The following is a 13,872-nucleotide window of genomic DNA, read 5'->3' on the forward strand; positions in this document are numbered from 1 at the left end:
GCGATTATATCGGTTTCGGTCTGGCGCCGTCTGGGCGCAGGGGCTTTGCAAAGTGTTCAGACGCCCTGAAGATCAATCAGTTCCGTCGTTCGACCGCAGGCTTCGTTGGCAGGCAGTGCGGTGTCGATCTGGCGCGGTGGCGGTAATTTGAGATTGGCCATGGTGTCCAGAAAAGCGTCGCGCGAGGTGTTGGCGAGGCGCGGGTTGGTGTCGCGCTCCTGGCCAATGCAGGAGACGCGCTGGCCTTTGTAGTCATGCCCCGGATAGACCAGTGTTTCAGCGGGCAGCGTAAACAGGCGGCCAGTCACGCTGTCGTAGAGGGTGCCAGCGTCGCCGCCCTGGAAGTCGGTGCGACCACACCCTCCGATCAGCAGGGCGTCGCCGGTAAAGATGCGATCGCGCCAGCGGTAGGTCACGCAGCCCGGGGTGTGCCCGGGCGTGGGAATGACGCGAATCAGCTCTTCGCCAAAGGCGATGAGGGTGTTTTCGGTTGCCCGGACGTCGGCACATTCTGCGCCGCCTTCTGCGCTGGTGACCGTGCGCGCGCCGGTGTGTTCCTTGAGCGCGGCGGCGCCGGTGATGTGGTCGGCGTGGACATGGGTTTCGAGCACCCAGCGAAGTTGCAGGCCATGCTCCTGCAGCAGCGACAGGTAACCGCCGACATGTTCGCGCACCGTGTCGATCAGGACGGCGTCGGCCGTGAGCGCGTCGGCTAGCAGATAGGTGTAGGTGCAGCTGTCTTCATCGAAGAGCTGGCGGAATACGATGCTCATGAGATCGACCCTCGAATACGCGAACTCTGATTCTAGCCCGAAGTCATGACAGGCGCGTTGGTCCCCGGCAGGGTGAGGGTGGCAATCAGGCCTCCGTCCGGGTGATTGGACAAGTCAAGCCGTCCGTCGTGCGCGCGGGCAAAGCGGTCGACAATGGCCAGGCCCAGGCCGGCGCCTTGCGGGTTGCTGCGCGCTTCGTCGAGCCGGACGAAAGGGCGCTTGAGGGTTTCGAAGGCCGATTCCGGCACGCCGGGGCCTTGGTCGGTGACGGAGATTTTCCAGTGATCGCCCGCTGAGTGCGTGGAGACGGTGATCGTTTGTGCTTTTCCGCCATAACGCTCTGCGTTGTCGATCAGGTTGCGCAGGGCGCGCCGGAAGGCAATGGGCCGAACACGGATTGCCGCGGCGCTGTCGAGATCGAGCTGGATGTCCAGACCGCGCAATCGATAGGCCTCGGTGATGTCGGAAATCAGTTGGGCAAGTTTGACGGTTTCGGGCGGCTGAGGCTCGCTGCGGCCGTAGTCGACGAACTGGCCGATCACGCGGTCCATTTCTTCGATGTCGCTGACCATGGCCCGCACCTCGTCGTTGGGTGCGCCACTCATCTCGACGCCGAGGCGCAAGCGGGCCAGCGGGGTGCGCAGATCGTGCGAGACGCCGGCGAGAATGATCGCGCGGTCGCTCTCGAGCCGGGCCAGATCGCCGGACATCTGGTTGAAGGCGACCGCGACTTCGGCAATTTCGCCTGGGCCGCCGGCTGGCAGCGGCGGCGGATACTTGCCTTGACCGACCGTGCGTGCGGCCTGCGCAATCAGGCGCAGGGGCCGGCCGATACGGAACACGATCAAATAGGCGCCGAGCAGGGCGATGCCCATGATCACGCCGCCCCAGCCCAGCCATTCGAGTGCGCGGGGCCGTTGAATGCGCTCGCGTGGCAGCATCACCCAGTATTCGTCGGGGTCTTGCGGGTCGAGTCGAAAACTTACCCAGAAACCGGTGAGCCCTTCCCAGCTGCCTGCAAAGCGGGTGCCCGGGCCGAGCTGCCGGCGGATTTCGCTCGTCAGAAGCGTGATCGGGCGGGTGTCCGGCAAGGGCGTCAGTGTGTCGTCGTCCTCGGCCGGATAGACTCGGATGCCTTCGAGCGCGGTGAGATCGATGAGCATTTCGAGGCGACGCGCAGACTCGGCGTTAACCAGGGCGGTGCGGGTCAGATTGACGATGCTGACGACCATCTGAGCCAGGTCGCGCGCGCGGGGTTCTTGTTCGAAATGGCGGACGATCTGTGACCAGGCTGCGAAGGCGAGCACCAGCATGACGGCCAGCAAGGCGAAGGTTTGCCAAAGCAGTGAGCGGGGCAAAAACCATCGCTGCGACGCCGGGGTTGCGGCCGTGTTCGTGCGGGCCGGCCCCTGTTTTTTCTCGCTCGAGCCGTTGTGAACGCGGGAAATGGTGGGATCCCTAGTTGGCGGACTTGGCGCCGTCCGGCACAAAGACGTAGCCGAAGCCCCACACCGTCTGGATGTAACGCGGCTTGCCGGCGTCTTCTTCGACCAGTTTTCGCAGTCGGGATATCTGGACGTCAATGGCGCGATCAAACACGCCGTATTCGCGCCCGCGCGCCAGTTCCATCAGTTTGTCGCGCGACAGCGGCTGGCGCGGGTGTTGCACCAGCACCTTGAGCAGGGAAAACTCGCCCGTGGTGAGGGCGATTTCTTCGCCGTCTCGGGTCAGCGTGCGGGTCGACAAGTCGATGGTGACCGATCCGAAGCTGACGGTTTCGTCGTCCAGCGCGGGGGCGCCCGGCAGTTGCTGGGGCTGGCGGCGCATCACGGCTTGAATGCGGGCCACCAGTTCGCGCGGATTGAAGGGTTTGGGCAGGTAATCGTCAGCGCCCATTTCAAGGCCGAGAATGCGGTCGACATCATCGCCCTTGGCAGTGAGCATGATGATGGGCGTGTTGTTTTCGGCCGAGCGCAAACGCCGGCAGATCGACAGCCCGTCTTCGCCCGGCAGCATCAGGTCGAGCACGATCAGGTCGTAGTGTTCGCGGTGCAGTGCCCGGTCGAGGCCGGCGCTGTCAACGACGGCTTTGACGGCATAGCCTTGTTCGGATAAATAACGTGAAAGCAGGTCACGCAGGCGGGCATCATCGTCGACCACCAATACCCGGCAGCGCTGTTTGGAAGCATTGAGTGTTGTCATGGCGTGAATCGTATCGGCACCCGCGATTCGAAACCAGCGTGGTGGCCCACTTGGCGGGGAAACAAGCGTAACCGTTCGTAAGTTCTACCATTGTGCGCAATATTGCCTTACATGTCGCTTGGTTGCTGGATAAAATCCGGCTATCTAGACAGTGTCGTTCAATGTGTGCCATGTCTCCCATGCCTGATCATTCATTCATGAACCGGTTGCGCCAGTGTTCGTTGTTTGTTGCCGTGTTGGCAATGAGCGGCATCGCGATGGCTCAGAGTGATGACAATGGTATTTCTTCGCGTCAAATACTGAACGACCAGAATCGCGCCTGGCGGGCGGACATCCGTGCGTCCGTGAGCCAGTTCGCGCACATCTCTGCCGATGCTGATCGCCCCGAGCGTCGCCAGTTGAGTGATGCCGAGCGCCTCGAAATGCGGCGCGATATCGACGAGGCCATCCGCAAGGCCTACGGCAAGCGCCAGCGTCAGCGTCCCTGATTGTCCGTGAGGGCGGGCGCCCCCGGTCCTCGACGACTTTCCGTTTTTCCGCCCCGAAGCATGCCGGTTCGTGCCGATCGATGCTGCCCCTTGCCGACGGCGCGGGTACAATCCGGTCTCGATGAAACTCCTCGGCATTGAATCTTCTTGCGAACGCGTCAGCGTCGCCGTCCTGATCGACGACCAGGTCCACCAGCGGTGGGTCGAGGGCGGCGCGACCCCATCGGATCAGATCATTCCCGCGGTGCTCGAGCTGCTGGCCGAGCACGGGCTGTCGCTGTCATCGCTCGACGCCATCGCGCTGGGCGTCGGGCCGGGCGCTTTCACCAGTTTGCGCCTTGGCTGCAGCGTGGCGCAGGGCTTCGCGCTGGCAGCCAATCTGGGCATCGTGCCGGTGTGCAGTCTCGACCTGATTGCCGCCGCGCAGACCGCCGCGCGTGTACTGGTGGCGACCGATGCACGCATGGGCGAAACCTATTTTGCGGCCTATGAACGCGGTGACGCCGGCTATGTCGCGGTGACCGAACCGGCGTGTTTGCCCCCCGAGGCGGTGACGCTGCCCGAGCATGGCGAATGGGCCGGTGTCGGCAGCGCGTTCGGCAGCTACGCGGAAAAACTGCTGCCGAATGAAGCGCGCCTGACGGTGCTGAACGCGATGGCAGTGCCCGAGGCGGGTGCGCTGGTTCGTCTGGCGGCGCAGTCATTGGCGCACACGCCGGCCATGGACGCCGCTCAGGTGGGGCCGCGCTATGTGCGCGACAAGGTTGCGCAGACCGTCGCCGAGCGCCTCGCCCAAGGCGGCAAGGCATGAGTGCGGCGGCGTTCTCGTATCGGCCCATGGCCGAGGACGATCTGGACTGGGTGCTGCGGCACGAGCCGGCGCTTTATCCGTTTCCCTGGACGCGGGGCAATTTCGAAGATTCGCTCAGCGCCGGCTATAGCTGCTGGATCATGGCGGAAGGCGATGTACCCATTGCCTACGCCGTCGTGATGCAAATTGTGGATGAGGCGCACTTGCTCAATTTCAGCGTAGTGCGCTCGGCACAGGGGCGCGGCGTTGGGGCGGCGCTGCTCGACTTTCTGCGCCACGCGTTGCGTCACCGTGGCGTGACCCAGTTTTTTCTCGAAGTCCGCCCCTCCAATCTGGCCGCGCGCGCGGTGTACGAGAAGGCGGGCTTTGCCAGCATCGGTCGTCGCAAGGGCTATTACCCGGCTGAAAATGGTCGGGAAGACGCGCTGGTGATGCGGGTGGCGCCATGAGTGTGCGCGAGTCGATTCTCCGCGAGATGGGCCTGGGGCCGATCTGGCGGCTGCGCGACGCGCCGGAGGCTGAGCTGCCTGAGGTCGAGCTGCCTGAGGTCGAGGTCGACGCGCCCCCCGAACACAGCACGCCCAAGGCCGCGCCCAGCGCTGCACCCGATGCTGCGCCTCGTCGTCTTTCGTCCGAGATGTTGTCGATGGCGAGAGAAGCCAACGCCGCCACGGACGCAACGCCCGCATCCGTGCCGGCGGCGTCGCGTGAGAACACGGCACGTGCTGGCGATCTCGACTGGGACGCGCTGACTCAAACCATCCAGAGCTGCCGCGATTGCAGCTTGTGCGAGCAGCGCACACAAGCCGTGCCAGGCGTCGGCGATCGCCAGGCGGACTGGCTGATTGTGGGCGAAGGCCCGGGCGCAGAAGAAGACGCGCGGGGTGAGCCGTTTGTGGGCAAGGCGGGCAAGCTGCTCGACGCCATGCTCAGCGCGATTGGCCTGGCGCGCGGTGAGAACGTCTATCTCACCAACGCCGTGAAATGCCGTCCGCCCATGAACCGACCGATCGACGCGTCAGAGCTGGCCGCATGCGCGCCGTATCTTGCCCGTCAGATCGCGCTGATCAAGCCGCGGCTGATTGTCGTGCTGGGCCGGCCGGCGGCACAAGCTTTGTTAAATACCGACATTCGTATTGCTTCAGCGCGCGGGCGATGTTTTGATTACCACGGTATCCCGGTGGTGGTGACCTACCACCCGGCCTATTTGCTGCGAAACCCCCTCGACAAAGCCAAAGCCTGGGAAGACCTGTGCTTTGCCCGTCGCCAGATGCGGGATCGCTCATCCGGAAATGGAGACGCTTGATGAAATTCGTTCGCCTGTTGGCCCTTCTTGCCGTGTCAGCCAGCCTGCTGTCGGGCTGTGGCTACAACCAGATTCAGATCAATGACGAGAAGGTGACCGCGGCCTGGGCCGAAGTGCTCAACCAGTACAAGCGTCGCGCCGACCTGATTCCCAATCTGGTGAATGTGGTCAAGGGCTATGCCGACCACGAAAAGGAAGTCCTCACCCAGGTGACCGAGGCCCGCGCGGGCGTGGGCAGCATCAAGGCCACGCCGGAGCTGCTGAACGATCCGGCCGCCATGGCCAACTTCCAACAGGCACAGGCCGGTCTCAGTGGTGCGCTGTCGCGGCTGATGGTGGTCGTCGAGCGTTACCCCGACCTCAAGGCGGACGCCAGCTTCCGCGATTTGCAGGCCCAGCTCGAAGGCACCGAAAACCGTGTGACCGTCGCGCGCAACCGCTTCATCGAATCGGTGCAGACCTACAACATCTCGGTGCGGACCTTCCCGAACAACCTCACCGCCATGGTGATGGGCTATTCGCCCAAAGCCAGTTTCGCGGTTGAGAACCCCGAGGCCATCGCCCAACCGCCCGCGGTCCAGTTCGGTAACGGCAAGCAGTAATGCAGAGGCGAACGGGCGGGCGCGTTGCGCTCGCGCTGTGGCTATGCCTGCTGTGCTTTGCCATGCTGCCGCGCCTTGGTATGGCGCAGGCCTTGCAAGCGATCCCGGCGCTCGAAGCCCGCGTCACCGACCTGACCGATTCACTCACCGGCACCGAGCGCGACACGCTCGAGCAGCGTCTGGCGGCATTTGAACAGACCAAGGGCAGCCAGATTGCGGTACTGATCGTGCCGACCACGCAGCCTGAAGCCATCGAGCAATACAGCATCCGGGTGGTCGATGCCTGGCAACTCGGGCGCGATGACATTGATGACGGCGTGCTGCTGCTGGTCGCCAAGAATGATCGCAAACTGCGCATTGAAGTCGGCCGCGGGCTGGAGGGTGTGATTCCCGACGCCATCGCCAAACGCATCATCGCCGAACGCATTTCACCCGCCTTTCGCGAAGGTCGATTTGCCGATGGCCTCTCCGATGGTGTCGACGCGATTCTGGCGCGCATTCAGGGCGAACCCCTGCCGCCACCCCGTCAAGCCCCCGTCAGCGTGGACGGTGTGCTCGATTTGCTGGTGCAGACGGTCTTTGTCGCGTTCATTGCCGCGCCGATCCTGCGCTCTATCTTTGGTCGCCTCGTGGGGGCTGGCGTTGGCGCGGTGGGCGGTGGGCTCTGGTGGTTTTTGAGCACCAGCGCGCTGACCCTCGGTGGCGTGGGCGCGATCATCGCCGCGCTTGCGGTGATTCTGCTGGGCAGTGGTCGCGGCGGCGGACCCTGGACGACCGGCTCCGGCCACGGTGGCGGCTTCGGCAGTCGTGGCGGCGGTTGGTCGTCGGGCGGCGGTGGCTTTAGCGGCGGCGGCGGTGGATTCAGCGGCGGCGGCGCCTCGGGAGGCTGGTGATGGATTTTAAACGCATGCTTCGCCATCTGATGATTCCGACCTGGCAGGTGAAACGTCGCTTCCCCGAGCCCTTGCTGGCGCAGGTCGAGTCGGCGATTCGCGCCTCTGAATCGGCGCATCGGGGTGAGATCGGTTTTGCCATTGAGGGCGGGCTGGACCTGGCCGATCTGTGGCGTGGCGTCAGCCCACGCCAGCGAGCGCTGGACGCGTTTGCGTCGCTGGGGATCTGGGATACCGAGGAAAATACCGGGGTGCTGGTGTACATCCAGTACGCCGATCACGCGGTCGAGATCGTCGCCGACCGCGGCATTTCCCGGCATGTACCGCCGGAACAATGGCAAGCGATCTGCCGGACACTCGAAGCACGCTTTCGCGAGGGCGACTACGCGACCGGTTGCGCGGCGGCGGTATCAGCCATTGGTGACTTGATCGCCACGCATTTTCCGAAGACCGATGGCAATCCGAACGAACTGCCGAATCGACCGGTGATCTTGTAGCGCGGCCTTGGCGTCAGGCGTAGGGTGGTCAGCTTGCTGCCCACCAAGCGATGCGAGTCGGAAACGATGATGGTGGGCAGCAAAGCTGACCACCCTACGAAACTCCGAGGTCGATGCGGCTCGGCCGGCCGGCAATCAATGCGTCGTCGAATCGTCCAGGTGCGCCACGTCGTCGGAGATGCGCTGATTGGCGTGGTGGGCTTTTTGCACCAGATACATGGTGCCGGCCACGAACAGACCGAACAGGATGATCACGGTGTTGATCGATACGCCCCACATGATCAGCAGGGCGTAGACGCCGGTCATGACCAGAATCGACAGGTTTTCATTGAAGTTCTGCACTGCGATCGAGTGGCCGGCGCCCATCAGGATGTGCCCGCGGTGCTGGAGCAGGGCGTTCATCGGCACAACAAAGAAGCCCGCCAGTCCACCAATCAGAATGAGCAGCACAATGGCGATGGTCTCGTTGGTGACCAGGGTCATCACCAGCACCATCAAACCCATGCCGATCCCCATCGGAATCACCCGCACCGATTTGCGCAGCGTCACATAGCGCGCCGCCAGCACAGCGCCCACCGCCACACCGATGGCGACCACGCCTTGCAGCATGGTGGCGCTGGACAGATCCATCCCCAGTGCGTGCTCGGCCCACTTGTACACAATGAACTGCAGCGTCGCGCCGGCACCCCAGAACAGTGTGGTGACCGCCAGCGAAATCTGGCCGAGCTTGTCGCGCCACAGCAGCTTGAGGCAGTGATTGAAGTCGTGCAGCAGGTAGATCGGGTTCTTCTTGAGCGTCTTGTGGTCGACGCCGGTGTCGGGAATGAACAGATTGAAAATGGCCGCGATCAGGTAGATCACACCGACGATCATCAGCGCTGCCTGGAAGGGGCCATTGCCGAAGGGCAGCGGCAGGCTTTGGAGAAACAGGCTGACATCATCCCGGATCAGCGCGCCACCGATGACCGTGCCGAGGATGATGGCCCCCACGGTGAGCCCTTCGATCCAGCCGTTGGCCACCACCAGCAAGCGGTGGGGCAGGTATTCGGTGAGGATGCCGTATTTGGCGGGTGAGTAGGCCGCGGCGCCGAGTCCGACCACGGCGTAGGCAAACAGCGGATGGGCACCGAGCACCATCATGGCGCAGCCGCCGATCTTGATGGTGTTGGCGACGAGCATGACCCGCCACTTGGGCATGGAGTCAGCAAAGGCACCCACAAAGGCGGCCAGAGCGACGTATGAGACGGTGAAGAACAGCTTGAGTAGCGGTTCGTATTCCTGCGGTGCCTGCATGTCGCGGAGCAGGCCGATGGACGCAATCAACAGTGCATTGTCGGCCAGCGCCGAAAAAAACTGTGCCGCCATGATGATATAGAAGCCGCGATTCATCGTTTTATTTTGGCGGGGCGCAGGATTGACGAAGGTCGGTTTATACCATGACCGCGGTGACGGCGTGACCGGGTCAGATCAAGGCTGTGACGAATCGGGCATGGCAGAGCAGCGAGGCCGAATCTGTGGTGAAATGCGGATGTCAATAAACGCGGTTTATCAATCATGGCCGATCGTCGCCTGCAAGTTTTCAATGCCGTTGTGAAACACGGCTCCTTCACCCGCGCCGCGGAGCGTCTTTTCATGACGCAACCCGCGGTGACCTTCCAGATCAAGCAGCTCGAAGAGCACTTCAATACCCGCTTGCTCGAGCGCGGTCACGGCTACGCGACGCTGACGCCGGCCGGCGAAATCGTGCACAACTACGCCGAAAAAATCCTCGGCCTCAATGAAGAGATGGAATCCCGCGTGGCGGAGCTGACCGACGAGTTGTCCGGCACGCTCAATATCGGCACCAGCACCACCATTGCCGCCTACTGGCTGCCGAAAATTCTCGAAGGCTTCAAGCGCCAGTTTCCGCGCGTGATTCCGCGCGTCAGCGTCGGCAACTCCAGCACGGTGGCAGGGCGAGTGGCCAACCGCGATCTCGACCTCGGGCTGATCGAAATCGTCACTGATGATCCGTCGCTCGAGCGACGAGGTGCCGCGCAGGACGAGCTGATGGTCATCTGCAGCCCAAACCATCCGCTCGCCCGCGAGACCTCGCTGACGGCCTCCCAGTTGCTGCCGCATCCCTTCATTACGCGCGAACCGGGCAACGCCATCCGCGACCTGGCCGACCAATACTTTGAAGCCGCAGGCATCGCTATGGAAGAGGTGAGTATTGCTGCCGAGTTGGGCTCGCTGGCCGCGGTCAAACAGCTCGCTGCCGAAGGTTTTGGTTTCGGTATCGCCTCGCATGCTGCCATTCAGCGTGACATCGGTGACGGCCGTATTGCCGCCGTGCCGCTGGTGCCCAAGCTCTACACGCCGCTGGAAGTCATCTTCCCCAAAGACAAATTCCGTTCGCGCCTGATCACCACTTTTGCCGAATTCGCCGCCGAGCAACTCGCCGCCGGCGCGCAACGCTAAACATGGCCACCAAAGCAAAATCACGCAGCAGCTTCGTCTGCAACGAGTGCGGCGGCAGTACCCCGCGCTGGCAGGGGCAGTGTCCGCACTGCGGCCAGTGGAACACCATCGTCGAGACCGTCGCCGAATCGAGCAGCGGCCCGAACCGCTTCGCTGCGCTGGCCGGCACCACCAGCGGCTTGCGTGCGTTATCAGAGATCGAACCGCGCGAAGAGCCGCGCATCGCCACCGGCATCGGCGAGTTCGATCGCGTGCTCGGCGGCGGGCTGGTGGCGGGCGGGGTGGTGCTGATCGGCGGCGACCCCGGCATCGGAAAATCCACGCTCTTGCTGCAGGCCTTGGCCGTGCTCGCGCCGCATCACAAAGTGATTTACGTGAGCGGTGAAGAATCCGCCGATCAGGTCGCCCTGCGCGCCCAGCGCCTGCAACTGCCCACCGAAGGCCTGCAGTTACTGCCCGAGATCGGCCTCGAAGCCATCCTCGGCACGCTCGCCGCCGCCCGCCCGCGCATCGCCGTCATCGACTCGATCCAGACGCTGTACTCCGACGCCTACAGCTCCGCCCCCGGCTCGGTCACCCAAGTGCGCGAATGCGCCGCTCAGCTCACCCGCTTCGCCAAACAGAGCGGCACCAGCCTCATCCTTGTGGGGCATGTCACCAAAGACGGCAGCCTCGCCGGCCCGCGCGTGCTCGAACACATGGTCGACACCGTGCTCTATTTCGAAGGCGACACCCACTCCAGCTTCCGCTTGGTGCGCGCCTTCAAGAACCGCTTCGGCGCGGTCAACGAACTTGGCGTCTTCGCCATGACCGACCGCGGCCTGCGCCCGGTCTCCAACCCCTCGGCCATTTTCCTCTCCCAGCACAGCCAGCCCGTCGCCGGCGCCTGTGTGCTGGTCACGCAAGAAGGCACGCGCCCGCTGCTGGTTGAAGTGCAAGCCCTGGTCGACAACAGCCACGCGCCCAGCCCGCGCCGTCTGAGTGTTGGCCTGGAGCAAAACCGCCTCGCCATGCTCCTCGCCGTTGCCCATCGCCACGCTGGCATCCAGTGCGCCGACCAGGACGTGTTCGTCAACGCCGTCGGCGGTGTCAAGATCACCGAGCCCGCCGCCGACCTCGCGGTGCTGCTGGCCATCGTCTCCTCACTCAAGAACAAACCGCTCCCCGCCCAACTCGCCGTCTTCGGCGAAGTCGGCCTCGCCGGCGAAATCCGCCCCGCACCGCGCGGGCAAGAGCGCCTCAAGGAAGCCGCCAAACTCGGTTTTACCCACGCCATCGTGCCCAAGGCTAATGCGCCGAAAGGCGGGGTGAAGGGGATCGAGGTGATTGCGGTGGATCGGGTCGAGGAGGCGATTTCTCGGGTGTCGGGGCTCGGGTAGACGAAGGTGACAATGTATTTGGAACGTATCCGGTTGGATCGCGTGTTTGATGTTCAATTAATCCAGCATGGCAGGGGCGCTCGCCTGCGGACGTTGTTTTCCTTCGAGTCCGGCCCGACGCGCCAGTTTGGCGTGTCAGTGGAAGGGCAGCCCGCGATGGCTGACGGCATGGAAATCGTTGCTGCCATGCGGCGGCATGGCGACTGGCAGAGTCTGGTTGCCTTTCTGAACTGTCGGAGCCTTGAGTTTGCCGGTAGATCACCGCGTCAAGAGGCGTTGCTTTGCGCAATGCTGATCGCGTTGTTTCTAGTCTCGCTTTTGCTGCGGGACGGCTGGGGTCTTACTGTCTTGCGCTTGGTTTCCGGGATTGGTGTGCTGATGTTCGGCTGGAGCGGATTCAAGGCGTATCGGCTTCGTCAGACGCTTCGAAGGTTTAGGACTTCAGTGCCTGACTGATGCTGGTGTGCTGCCACTCGAAGGAAGCGTAGCCCGGATGCAGGCCTGCAAGGCCGGAATCTGGGGACAACGGTTGAACGAGGCACCGCTCCCGGATTTCGCTTCGCTGCATCCGGGCTACGAATCGCCGTTAATCGGCCGCGGCGTCCGGATCAAACCGGACACCGCGGCTGCGTCGTTTTATTTCTCCACAAACGCCCGTTCAATCACGTAGTCGCCGGTTTCTCCGGTGCGTGGCGAGATATCGAAGCCCAGGCGGTCGAGCATCTTGCTGCAGTCGTCGAGCATGGCGGGGCTGCCGCAGATCATGGCGCGGTCGACGGCCGGGTCGATGATCGGCAGGCCGGTGTCGGTGAAAAGCTTGCCGGAGGGGATCACCTCGGTGATGCGGCCGTTGTTGCGGAAGGGCTCGCGGGTGACGGTGGGGTAGTACACCAGTTGTTCGCGCACCGCGTCGCCGATGAATTCGTTGGCTGGCAGCGTTTTCTCGATGAAGTCGCTGTAGGCCAGTTCAGAGGTCCAGCGCACGCCGTGCAGCAGCACCACCTTTTCGAAGCGCTCGTAGGTTTCCGGGTCCTGGATCACGCTCATGAACGGGGCCAGACCGGTGCCGGTGGACAGCAGATACAGGTTGCGACCGGGGCGCAGGTCGCGCAGCACCAGGGTGCCGGTGGGCTTGCGGCTGACCACGATGGGGTCGCCGGGCTGCAGGTGTTGCAGGCGCGAGGTGAGCGGGCCGTCGGGCACCTTGATGCTGAAGAACTCGAGGTGCTCTTCATAGTTGGGGCTGGCGATGCTGTAGGCGCGGATCAGCGGGCGGGATTCGGTTTCGAGGCCGATCATGACGAACTGGCCGTTCTCGAAGCGCAGGCCGCGGTCGCGGGTGGTGCGGAAGCTGAACAGGTTCTCGTTCCAGTGATGGACGCTGAGGACGCGTTCGGTGGCCAGGTTGCTCATGTTTTTACTCCAGACACGTTGGGTTGATGTGACTTTACGGTGGTGTTTATGTTCGATAAAGCGAATAATTTGGATGAATGTGTTCGATTGAGTCGATATGAAAATCACGCTCCGTCAGTTGCAGGTGTTTTTAGAGGTGGCCCGGGCCGACAGCGTGTCGCGCGCGGCCGTGCGGCTGTCGATGTCGCAGTCGGCCGTCAGCTCGGCGCTCGGTGAGCTGGAGCGGCAGTTCGATACCTTGCTGTTCGACCGCGTCGGCCGGGTGTTGCGGCTGAACACCATGGGTGAGCAGTTGGTGCCGCAGGTGGCCGATCTGCTCGATCGCAGCCAGGCGATTGAAGATGTGCTGGCAGGGCGGCAGGGCTACGGCCGGCTGCGCATCGGGGCGACGCTGACGATCGGTAACTATCTTGCGACGCTGCTGGTGGCGCGTTTCTTACAGAATCACCCAGACAGCCGGGTGGATCTGAAGGTGCACAACACGGCCTCAATCATCGAGCGTCTGGCCGCTTTTGAACTCGATCTGGGCTTGATCGAGGGCACGTGTAGCCATCCGGATCTCGAGGTAGAGACTTGGGTGGCGGATGAATTGGCGGTGTTCTGCGCGCCGACGCACCCCTTGGCGGGGCGTGGTGATCTGAGCCTGGATGACCTGCGGGATGTGGAGTGGATCGTGCGCGAGGCGGGCAGCGGCACGCGGGCGACCTTTGAGCAGGCCTTTCGTCGCGCCCCGCATTCGCCGCGGGTGCGCTTGTCGCTGGAGCACACGGAGGCGATCAAACGGGCCGTTGAGTTCGGTTTGGGCGTGGGCTGTTTGTCTCGACTGGCGCTACGCGACGCCTTCCGTCGGGGCTCGCTGGTGCCGCTGGCGGTGCCGGATCTGGACTTGATGCGTAGCTTTCAGTTTGTGTGGCATCGGCAGAAATACCAGAGCGCGGGTATGCGCGAATTTCTGGCCCTGTGCCGCGCCATGACGGCGAATGCCGGGCGTAGCGACGCGATCGACATCCCCTTTGTGCCATAGCGCATTGTTGTTTCATCCGTGGCT

At 63.4% G+C, this 13,872-nt stretch carries 16 protein-coding genes; 11 read left to right on the forward strand and 5 right to left on the reverse strand.

All coding sequences use genetic code 11. The features are described 5' to 3' along the window. Positions 1-56: 56 nt before the first annotated feature. From FHP89_RS08455 to ompR, 3 genes are all read right to left on the reverse strand, one after another. The gene (locus tag FHP89_RS08455; RefSeq protein WP_144173098.1) at positions 57-773 is read right to left on the reverse strand and encodes an MBL fold metallo-hydrolase; all 717 of its coding nucleotides are present in this window, start codon (positions 771-773) and stop codon (positions 57-59) included. Positions 774-805: 32 nt separating this feature from the next. Next, positions 806-2,131 carry an ATP-binding protein gene (locus tag FHP89_RS08460; RefSeq protein ID WP_260851524.1) on the reverse strand — a complete coding sequence of 442 codons (1,326 nt, stop codon included), beginning with the start codon at positions 2,129-2,131 and terminating at the stop codon, positions 806-808. 100 nt (positions 2,132-2,231) lie between these two features. Next, positions 2,232-2,975 carry an osmolarity response regulator transcription factor OmpR gene (ompR, locus tag FHP89_RS08465; RefSeq protein WP_144173100.1) on the reverse strand — a complete coding sequence of 248 codons (744 nt, stop codon included), beginning with the start codon at positions 2,973-2,975 and terminating at the stop codon, positions 2,232-2,234. A gap of 197 nt (positions 2,976-3,172) precedes the next feature. Here ompR and FHP89_RS08470 point away from each other — a divergent pair, with 197 nt between their 5' ends. The 7 genes from FHP89_RS08470 (at position 3,173) to FHP89_RS08500 (ending at position 7,572) form a co-directional block, all read left to right on the forward strand. Then, entirely contained in the window at positions 3,173-3,463 is a 291-nt protein-coding gene (locus FHP89_RS08470) for a hypothetical protein (protein ID WP_144173102.1), read from the forward strand. Positions 3,464-3,584: 121 nt separating this feature from the next. After that, positions 3,585-4,274, forward strand: coding sequence for a tRNA (adenosine(37)-N6)-threonylcarbamoyltransferase complex dimerization subunit type 1 TsaB (gene tsaB, locus FHP89_RS08475; RefSeq protein WP_144173104.1), 690 nt, complete (start codon positions 3,585-3,587; stop codon positions 4,272-4,274). Then, positions 4,271-4,723 (forward strand): ribosomal protein S18-alanine N-acetyltransferase, encoded by a 453-nt coding sequence (rimI, locus tag FHP89_RS08480; protein WP_144173107.1) that lies wholly within the window; start codon positions 4,271-4,273, stop codon positions 4,721-4,723. Before tsaB ends, rimI begins: the two co-directional genes overlap by 4 nt. Further along, positions 4,720-5,580, forward strand: coding sequence for a uracil-DNA glycosylase (locus FHP89_RS08485; RefSeq protein ID WP_144173109.1), 861 nt, complete (start codon positions 4,720-4,722; stop codon positions 5,578-5,580). Before rimI ends, FHP89_RS08485 begins: the two co-directional genes overlap by 4 nt. Beyond that, a complete protein-coding gene (locus FHP89_RS08490) occupies positions 5,580-6,182 on the forward strand; it encodes a LemA family protein (RefSeq protein ID WP_144173111.1) in 603 nt (200 codons plus the stop codon). The genes FHP89_RS08485 and FHP89_RS08490 overlap by 1 nt, the downstream gene beginning before the upstream one ends. After that, positions 6,182-7,075: a TPM domain-containing protein gene (locus tag FHP89_RS08495; protein ID WP_260851526.1), complete on the forward strand. Its 894-nt coding sequence runs from the start codon at positions 6,182-6,184 to the stop codon at positions 7,073-7,075. Before FHP89_RS08490 ends, FHP89_RS08495 begins: the two co-directional genes overlap by 1 nt. Continuing rightward, on the forward strand, positions 7,075-7,572 hold the full coding sequence (locus FHP89_RS08500; protein ID WP_144173113.1) for a TPM domain-containing protein: 498 nt from the start codon (positions 7,075-7,077) through the stop codon (positions 7,570-7,572). Before FHP89_RS08495 ends, FHP89_RS08500 begins: the two co-directional genes overlap by 1 nt. Before the next feature lie 135 nt (positions 7,573-7,707). On the opposite strand, the gene lplT is transcribed toward FHP89_RS08500, so the two are convergent. Further along, complete coding sequence (lplT, locus tag FHP89_RS08505) at positions 7,708-8,961, reverse strand: lysophospholipid transporter LplT (RefSeq protein WP_144173115.1); 1,254 nt, start codon at positions 8,959-8,961, stop codon at positions 7,708-7,710. 165 nt (positions 8,962-9,126) lie between these two features. Between lplT and FHP89_RS08510 the strand changes: the two genes are divergently transcribed. From FHP89_RS08510 to FHP89_RS08520, 3 genes are read left to right on the forward strand one after another with little or no spacing between them, the layout of a single operon-like run. After that, on the forward strand, positions 9,127-10,032 hold the full coding sequence (locus FHP89_RS08510; RefSeq protein ID WP_144173117.1) for a LysR family transcriptional regulator: 906 nt from the start codon (positions 9,127-9,129) through the stop codon (positions 10,030-10,032). Between the two features lie 2 nt (positions 10,033-10,034). Then, positions 10,035-11,411 (forward strand): DNA repair protein RadA, encoded by a 1,377-nt coding sequence (gene radA / locus FHP89_RS08515; protein WP_144173120.1) that lies wholly within the window; start codon positions 10,035-10,037, stop codon positions 11,409-11,411. Positions 11,412-11,423: 12 nt separating this feature from the next. After that, a complete protein-coding gene (locus tag FHP89_RS08520; protein ID WP_144173122.1) occupies positions 11,424-11,867 on the forward strand; it encodes a hypothetical protein in 444 nt (147 codons plus the stop codon). A 180-nt stretch (positions 11,868-12,047) separates the two neighbouring features. On the opposite strand, the gene FHP89_RS08525 is transcribed toward FHP89_RS08520, so the two are convergent. Then, positions 12,048-12,824 (reverse strand): ferredoxin--NADP reductase, encoded by a 777-nt coding sequence (locus tag FHP89_RS08525; protein WP_144173124.1) that lies wholly within the window; start codon positions 12,822-12,824, stop codon positions 12,048-12,050. Between the two features lie 97 nt (positions 12,825-12,921). Here FHP89_RS08525 and FHP89_RS08530 point away from each other — a divergent pair, with 97 nt between their 5' ends. Continuing rightward, positions 12,922-13,848 (forward strand): LysR family transcriptional regulator, encoded by a 927-nt coding sequence (locus FHP89_RS08530; RefSeq protein WP_144173126.1) that lies wholly within the window; start codon positions 12,922-12,924, stop codon positions 13,846-13,848. Positions 13,849-13,872: the final 24 nt, after the last annotated feature.

Source organism: Denitromonas ohlonensis (assembly GCF_007625205.1).
Lineage (GTDB): Bacteria > Pseudomonadota > Gammaproteobacteria > Burkholderiales > Rhodocyclaceae > Nitrogeniibacter > Nitrogeniibacter ohlonensis.

What these genes read in the sequence shown, in the direction of transcription:
- FHP89_RS08455 (WP_144173098.1), bottom strand. Translation starts at nt 773, where the DNA reads ATGAGCATCGTATTCCGCCAGCTCTTCGATGAAGACAGCTGCACCTAC.
- ompR (WP_144173100.1), bottom strand. Translation starts at nt 2,975, where the DNA reads ATGACAACACTCAATGCTTCCAAACAGCGCTGCCGGGTATTGGTGGTC.
- FHP89_RS08470 (WP_144173102.1), top strand. Translation starts at nt 3,173, where the DNA reads ATGAACCGGTTGCGCCAGTGTTCGTTGTTTGTTGCCGTGTTGGCAATG.
- tsaB (WP_144173104.1), top strand. Translation starts at nt 3,585, where the DNA reads ATGAAACTCCTCGGCATTGAATCTTCTTGCGAACGCGTCAGCGTCGCC.
- rimI (WP_144173107.1), top strand. Translation starts at nt 4,271, where the DNA reads ATGAGTGCGGCGGCGTTCTCGTATCGGCCCATGGCCGAGGACGATCTG.
- FHP89_RS08485 (WP_144173109.1), top strand. Translation starts at nt 4,720, where the DNA reads ATGAGTGTGCGCGAGTCGATTCTCCGCGAGATGGGCCTGGGGCCGATC.
- FHP89_RS08490 (WP_144173111.1), top strand. Translation starts at nt 5,580, where the DNA reads ATGAAATTCGTTCGCCTGTTGGCCCTTCTTGCCGTGTCAGCCAGCCTG.
- FHP89_RS08495 (WP_260851526.1), top strand. Translation starts at nt 6,182, where the DNA reads ATGCAGAGGCGAACGGGCGGGCGCGTTGCGCTCGCGCTGTGGCTATGC.
- FHP89_RS08500 (WP_144173113.1), top strand. Translation starts at nt 7,075, where the DNA reads ATGGATTTTAAACGCATGCTTCGCCATCTGATGATTCCGACCTGGCAG.
- lplT (WP_144173115.1), bottom strand. Translation starts at nt 8,961, where the DNA reads ATGAATCGCGGCTTCTATATCATCATGGCGGCACAGTTTTTTTCGGCG.
- FHP89_RS08510 (WP_144173117.1), top strand. Translation starts at nt 9,127, where the DNA reads ATGGCCGATCGTCGCCTGCAAGTTTTCAATGCCGTTGTGAAACACGGC.
- radA (WP_144173120.1), top strand. Translation starts at nt 10,035, where the DNA reads ATGGCCACCAAAGCAAAATCACGCAGCAGCTTCGTCTGCAACGAGTGC.
- FHP89_RS08520 (WP_144173122.1), top strand. Translation starts at nt 11,424, where the DNA reads ATGTATTTGGAACGTATCCGGTTGGATCGCGTGTTTGATGTTCAATTA.
- FHP89_RS08525 (WP_144173124.1), bottom strand. Translation starts at nt 12,824, where the DNA reads ATGAGCAACCTGGCCACCGAACGCGTCCTCAGCGTCCATCACTGGAAC.
- FHP89_RS08530 (WP_144173126.1), top strand. Translation starts at nt 12,922, where the DNA reads ATGAAAATCACGCTCCGTCAGTTGCAGGTGTTTTTAGAGGTGGCCCGG.